4 protein-coding genes and 1 other RNA gene are annotated in these 3,884 nt (G+C 40.7%); 1 reads left to right on the top strand and 4 read right to left on the bottom strand.

The window, feature by feature from the left end; translation table 11 throughout:
* From ssrA to PX481_RS04780, 4 genes are all read right to left on the bottom strand, one after another.
* Positions 1 to 108, bottom strand: a transfer-messenger RNA (tmRNA) gene (gene ssrA / locus PX481_RS04795); the annotation flags it as partial.
* 197 nt (positions 109 to 305) lie between these two features.
* On the bottom strand, positions 306 to 731 hold the full coding sequence (locus PX481_RS04790) for a type II toxin-antitoxin system VapC family toxin (protein WP_002757933.1): 426 nt from the start codon (positions 729 to 731) through the stop codon (positions 306 to 308).
* Positions 731 to 988 carry a type II toxin-antitoxin system Phd/YefM family antitoxin gene (locus tag PX481_RS04785; protein WP_002757932.1) on the bottom strand — a complete coding sequence of 86 codons (258 nt, stop codon included), beginning with the start codon at positions 986 to 988 and terminating at the stop codon, positions 731 to 733. Before PX481_RS04785 ends, PX481_RS04790 begins: the two co-directional genes overlap by 1 nt.
* Before the next feature lie 666 nt (positions 989 to 1,654).
* Positions 1,655 to 1,891 (bottom strand): hypothetical protein, encoded by a 237-nt coding sequence (locus PX481_RS04780; RefSeq protein ID WP_221275422.1) that lies wholly within the window; start codon positions 1,889 to 1,891, stop codon positions 1,655 to 1,657.
* Between the two features lie 4 nt (positions 1,892 to 1,895).
* On the opposite strand from PX481_RS04780, the gene PX481_RS04775 reads away from it, so the two are divergent.
* Positions 1,896 to 3,575 carry a WD40 domain-containing protein gene (locus PX481_RS04775; RefSeq protein WP_002757930.1) on the top strand — a complete coding sequence of 560 codons (1,680 nt, stop codon included), beginning with the start codon at positions 1,896 to 1,898 and terminating at the stop codon, positions 3,573 to 3,575.
* Positions 3,576 to 3,884 lie beyond the last annotated feature (309 nt).

Raw genomic sequence — 3,884 nt, 5'->3', positions numbered from 1 at the left:
TTGTTCGCATTTACTTTTTGTTTGAGCCTTTGATTTACGAGAGGAGACTCACTCTCGACCTGTATCACGGGGGAGCTTTCGCTAACCTGTCGAAACCGTTACGGCCCCTTGTGCTTACATTCTGATTATAGCATATTTTTTGATTAAGCTAATTTCGGCTCAATTGAGGATTTTTCCCTTCCCAGGCGTTAGAGCCGGGCTAGATCGGTAAAAAAGGTTTTTATCGCTGATTTTTGGGAAAGTTATCCTATATTTGCGATCCAGCTGCCATGGTTGATGCCGAAGTTGCCTCAACTCTGAACATTTTATGAAGATGCCCTGGCGTGGACGAGAGTGTAATTAATCCGTAAAGCTTCTACACGGGCGAAATGTTGAATATTACCCGTAACCAGTTCTAGATTAGATTGAATCGCCGTGGATGCGATCTGTAAATCGGCATGGGCGAGAATATTTCCCTGTTGTTCTAGTTGCGCTTGAATTTCTCCGTAAATTTTCGCTGTCAAGCGATCGAATGGCAGGATCGTGAATTCGGGGATAATTCTCGTTTCGATTTTTTCCAGAAAATCATTGCGCTTGGGGGAACGGAACGCACCTTTATATAGTTCGGCGATCGTGATACTGCTAGTATATTGATTTTCTCGATCTAGCGATCGTAACCATTGCAGATAGTCCAGTAGCGGGCGCTTGCGTAACATCTCTGAAATAGCATCGGTATCAAAGAGATAAGCCATCAGGTTCTCTCGTCCAAGATATTATCCAGTTCTTCGGCTAATTCTTCGGAATCTTCCCAATTTTCGCTTAAATTCGCTAACCCTCCCCTCTGACGAGCGCTTCTCAGTCGTTGCAATTGTCGGATATCTTCGTAACTCACTAGGGCAGCCACGGGTTTGCCGTAGCGGGTGATGACAACGTAGCCCTCTTGGAGAGCAAGATCGATCGATTCGGAAAGACGCGCTTTCACTTCGGCTGTCGAGAGGATTTTTGTCATTGATCTTAAGTTGGACATCTTGACCATAATAATTCTAGTATATCGATTTCCACTCATACCAGAGTCGATTCAAGGTTGATGCGCGATCGGCGGCGTTGTCAAGTTTGAAGATGATCGCGTATCGGAGCAGCATTGAAAACGCTTTGAGAGCAGGGCTTTCCTTGTGTCGCCATTCATTCTTCAAATTCTGTCTGATCTTCTCACTTACCCTCCCGACCACCGGCTCCTAACCCCACCAACAAACTTATTCAGCAAGTCCTAATTATTGATTGCCTCGGTTTGAATGGCCACCTATCAACAATCTATCTCCATACCACAATTTAGCCATTTTGTCAAAAAAAATTTGACTTTGCAACAAAACTACACAAAAATTAGATCAACGTTGTTCGGGAAAAAAGGGAAAATTGGCGGAACTGTTTGGTTTTGCCCAAGGGAAAAGTCTAGATTTAGCAAGGGTTTTAAGACAACCCAGATCATTAAAACCCTAAAAATTACAATAAGAGGCATCATAGCATAATGCAAAATTATACCAGAATCGCTGGAAGTATTGTAACCTCGTAAATAAATAAAAATTATTCTCAATAAATTCTTAAGTAAAAATAAATATTACCGATTGTAAATTTAAATATTTTTAAGCATTGAAGCTATTTACATATAAAATACTTATCATTTTGCCCTGATTGCCTCTGACTGGAAAGAGGGTGTAGGGTGTGGGGTGTGGGGTGTGGGGAAAGAAACCTCTTTCATCTGTGGGGGTGAAAATTTTTTCATCGGGACTGACTTGAAAGAGGCGGTCGGCAGGGGGCAGGAGGGAAAAGTACCGTTTTGGGGAGTCAGTCGTCGATACCAAACTAGGCTACACTCTATAGGAGAAACCCGATGACTAACTTGATTATTTCGCAAAAATATGGCTAAAAAGCTCGATTTTGTTATTCCCGCCGTCGGTGGAGTCACAGGAGCCAATTTATCTGCTTGTCTGGGAAATATTGGCTTAGTCGGCGGATTTGGCGGTATAAGCGTCGGTTTAGTGGGAATGACGGGGATTGGCATCCTGACAAGTTCGGCAATTTATGCCAGTCTGCAAGGACTAGAAACAAACGATCACAATGTCGGGTTAGCTTTGGGAATAGGAAGCCTTGGCGGAATCGGTATCTACTCTACCTTTGGGGGTGTGGGAGTCGCAGTTAAAGGTACAGCTTTCGGTGTTGGTGTCGGTTCTATGGCAATCGCTGGCGGCCTAGTCGGGTTAGGAATCTACGGAGTGATGAAAATGTTATCTCCCACCTACTTCGACAATAATTTTTATAGCAATCTAGAATTTTTTGATCGCATTACTAGAGAGTACGAAGAAGCTTTATTTTGGCAAGAAGTTACGGGAAAATATAAAAATCTAGAGGCAGAACTACAGGGACTGTTAGAAGAAGTATCTATTCAGGAAAATCAACAGTTATATTCTACAGAAATTACTATTCCAGAGCGTTTATCTTGGCAGTGTTTCCAAACTCTTAAAGGTCATCAGGCAAATATTGGGGCGATCGATGTTAGTCCTGATGGTAAAATTATCGCTAGTGCGGGAGAAGATCAAACCATAAAACTTTGGCAGCGAGAAACGGGTAAATTAATTTATGCCTTTGTGGGAGTTAATGAACCGATCCAAACTCTGGCTATAAGTCCTAACAGTAAATCGATCATTGTTGGTGGATTGGATGGCAGAATTAGTCAGTGGCAATTAGACACTAAGCAGTATAAAAGTAGTTTTTTCGCTCGTGTAAATGCTCCCGATAGCCACGATGGTGTCATTTTACAATTAGCTTTTGCTGCCAATGAAAGATTTATTGTTAGTGCTAGTAATGACAAAACTCTGCGAATCTGGGGTTATCATACAGGAGAATTAAAGCGAACTTTAATCGGTCATGAGGAGGCAGTTAATACCTGTGCTATTAGTCCCGATAGCCAAATTATTGCTAGTGGTAGTGATGATAAAACTATTAAATTATGGCGATTTGATCATAGTTATGCTTATCAAACTTTTAGCGGTGACAGGGCAGCCGTTAACAGTTTAGCTTTTAGTAATGATGGTCAATATCTAATTAGTGGCGGTAGTGATAAAACGATTAAAATCTGGGATATAAAGACAGGAGAAATTATTAAAAGTTGGCAGGCACACGAGCAGGCAATTATCAGTATTGCTATTAATCCTCATCGCCATCTAATTGCTAGTGCTTCCCGAACAGAAATTAAAATTTGGCAAGGACAAACAGGAGAATTAATTAAAGTTTTACGGGGAACTGCTCCCTTAAAATTTAGTCCTGACGGTCAATTTTTAATTACATGTAGTTATGGAGATAAGGTAAAAATATGGTCAGAAATGTTAGGAGAATTAGAAATATTTCCCCCAGATTCCGAGGATTGGTGGGAAGTTTTAGAAGTTTCTAAGAATGCCAGTTTTTCAGAAGTTAAACAAAGATATTATCAGCTTGCTCGTCAGTATCACCCCGATCACAATTCCTCTGCCATAGCGATTAAAATTATGCAAAAAATTAATCGAGCTTACGAGCGGTTTTTATTTTCCATCTCGCAACAGTAAAATTGTGAGCCTAGGGTCAAGTATTTAACTATCTTTCGATTCTGCCTTACTTATGGTGATATATAATTAAATTGAAGATAAATCCCCCCTTGATCCCCCCTTAATTCCCCCTTGATAAGGGGGGTGCCGATCCCCCCTTAATCCCTAGGGCTGTTTCATTTAAATTAAGTACAGCTGATTTTGAGTCAATAAATTTGACCGAAGATTCTCAAGTTTATCTTGTTCTAACCAAAAGAGTTAGTCACAATAACTAATCTTTAATCCTCTGCCAAATTTATTATGAATAAATTGATAAAGCTTGTTCCCAAG

The sequence above is a fragment of the Microcystis sp. M53603_WE2 genome (genome assembly GCF_030065435.1).
The sequence above is the reverse complement of the archived record's forward strand: the minus strand, read 5'-3'. Positions and strand labels throughout refer to the sequence as shown.